Here is a 1733-nt window from a genome sequence, read left to right as displayed (position 1 = left end):
GATTCTTCCCATAGGCGGTTGCAACACGTATCACGTAGTCCGCTGACAGCCTGCCGCGATTGCGTCCCATGAACTTACCCAGGGCACCGTTCGACGCGCCTATCAGCCGTTCTGCTTGCCCTGTTGTCGCACCGGGGGTCAGTGACGCTATCCAGGCGGCGGGGTTGTCTCGTTGCGCTGCGGACTACCTGGCGGGGTATACTTACCCTATCGACTACACCCCCACGGGTGCCTGAGAGGGACGAGGAAGAGAATGCAAAGCGGTTGGGAGAAGGGCCTGATAATGGCCGTGGCGTCGAGTATTTTTGTTCTCCCCTTGGTTTGGGATGGACAAGCCTTCAGTCTAGGGCAGGCGTGGGCATGGACCATAATCTGGTTAATTTTCTGCGCTGTTATGGGGTGGGCTGCGGAGAAACCCAACGGTACTCCGGGGGAAATCGCTGATCCGCCTGAACGTCGTCACGATGCGTCTCCAACACAAGGCCTGACAATCTCCATGTACCCCGAGCGTGAGATGCCTCGAGGGGCTGCATCTCAACGGGCCGCACGCCTGGGCGCCTTCGTCGAGAATGTAGACACCGGAACGGTGCTGAATCGCGACGGCTGGAGTTGCGGGATCTGTGGAATGGAAATCGACCCGAAGCTGCGGCATCCGAACCGAAGAGCAGGGACGATTGACCACATAATACCGTTGAGCCAGGGCGGTCAACATCACTACGGAAATGTTCAAGCAGCGCACTATAGTTGCAATTCCGCCAAGGGTAACAGAACCCGACCGGAGGACCTCGCAAAGTACAAGCGGATGAATGGCGACGCTGTCTAGCACGGCGCACCCGAGCGTGAGAATGGTTGTACGGAGTTGAACGAAAAGCACAGCTCGGAACGACTCTGCACACGCGTGGTACTGTTGAAAATATTCTCTGATCTGGGATGATACAAAACGGCGGTATAATAGACGTAGGCGCACCAAAGGCACCTCCGTACTTTTCCGCAGGTCGAAAATGGTTGTCACGCCGTGTGGTACTACTGGAGTAGACGCTTTTTCGGTTGGGGTAGTGCGTCTTGTCGATGAACATTCGCGGTCATACTAGTGTTTTCGGTGCCGGTTGTGTGGATATGCGCAGGTAAGGTGCTGTGTATTTTTATAACCATTGGTGAACGTTACACATTTGACCTGCGGTTATTCATTCAGGGTGCCGGATTCTAGGAATGGCGGTTAATTGGGGAAACTGCATGTAGAACCGTGTTTCCATGACCCTTCCGCAATGGGTGGTAGTATGGTAGTACAGGGTTGAAAAAGAACAAAAATCAGCGAGCGCTGACAAAAAGGGGGTGAACATGAGGATTCAGGGGAAGCAGTACCTCACGATGAGTGAGACCGCGAAAACCTTCGGGGTGACACCGACGACGGTGCGCCGGTGGGTACGGACGGGGGAGTTTGTGCCGCCGCTGAAGCAGGGGCAGGCGAGCTACTGGCCCGCGAGTGCGATTATTCGGCACTTGGACAATAGAGCGAATTAAGACGATGAAACACACGCGCCCTTACCGATAGTCCAATAGGGGATGTTCGGCGGTGAGAGGTGCCAATCAGCGCGATTATGATACGGCAGGGAGCCGACATGACAGACCTAATCAAGCCCTACCGCACAAAAGGCGGGAAGTGGCTACACGAGGTGGGTCACATCGGGCAGCGAACAGTGCTGCTCGACAACACCCAACTTGCGCAGTTAATC

2 protein-coding genes are annotated in these 1733 nt (G+C 55.4%); both read left to right on the top strand.

From position 1 onward, the window contains the following. The first annotated feature begins 253 nt into the window (after window positions 1–253). Complete coding sequence (locus ACT3TD_RS14745; protein WP_444615235.1) at window positions 254–823, top strand: HNH endonuclease; 570 nt, start codon at window positions 254–256, stop codon at window positions 821–823. Between the two features lie 515 nt (window positions 824–1338). After that, complete coding sequence (locus tag ACT3TD_RS14740) at window positions 1339–1521, top strand: helix-turn-helix transcriptional regulator (RefSeq protein WP_444615234.1); 183 nt, start codon at window positions 1339–1341, stop codon at window positions 1519–1521. Window positions 1522–1733 lie beyond the last annotated feature (212 nt).

The organism is Corynebacterium sp. AOP36-E1-14 (assembly GCF_052377495.1).
Taxonomy (GTDB): Bacteria; Actinomycetota; Actinomycetes; order Mycobacteriales; family Mycobacteriaceae; genus Corynebacterium.
The sequence above is the reverse complement of the archived record's forward strand: the minus strand, read 5'-3'. Positions and strand labels throughout refer to the sequence as shown.

Coding starts and splice junctions, on each gene's coding strand:
- ACT3TD_RS14740 (WP_444615234.1), top strand. CDS start 1,339: ATGAGGATTCAGGGGAAGCAGTACCTCACGATGAGTGAGACCGCGAAA.
- ACT3TD_RS14745 (WP_444615235.1), top strand. CDS start 254: ATGCAAAGCGGTTGGGAGAAGGGCCTGATAATGGCCGTGGCGTCGAGT.